At 34.8% G+C, this 391-nt stretch carries 1 protein-coding gene; it reads right to left on the bottom strand.

All coding sequences use genetic code 11. From position 1 onward, the window contains the following. Positions 1 to 391 (bottom strand): NAD-dependent epimerase/dehydratase family protein (locus tag AC1DWA_RS33655; protein ID WP_477917870.1); only part of this gene is annotated, 391 nt, incomplete at both ends.

The raw sequence follows: 391 nt of genomic DNA, 5'->3' as shown, positions 1-391 counted from the left end.
GTATTGTAGTCGTTGCCGAATACATTAACTTTTTCTCTTTTTCCTATCGCAACTTGATTAATATAGGGCATTATATTATTTGGAGTGGCATTAGGGTCTTCCCCTATTTTTCCGCTTTCATGCGCCCCAATTGGATTGAAGTATCTCAAAAGGCTAATACTCCAATTATGATCTGAAATGTATAAGTCGCTTAAAATTTCCTCAATCATCAATTTTGTTCGTCCATAAGGATTGGTCGGTCCTAATGGAGAGTCCTCAGTAACAGGTACATGTTTTGGTCTGCCATAAACGTTTGCAGACGAGCTAAATATCATCTTTTTAACATTATATTTTTTCATTATTTGACAAAGAATTAATGTCCCAGTGATGTTATTATGATAATAATGAAGGG

This window comes from Rhodococcus sp. P4_F3_2, assembly GCF_056401335.1.
The sequence above is the reverse complement of the archived record's forward strand: the minus strand, read 5'-3'. Positions and strand labels throughout refer to the sequence as shown.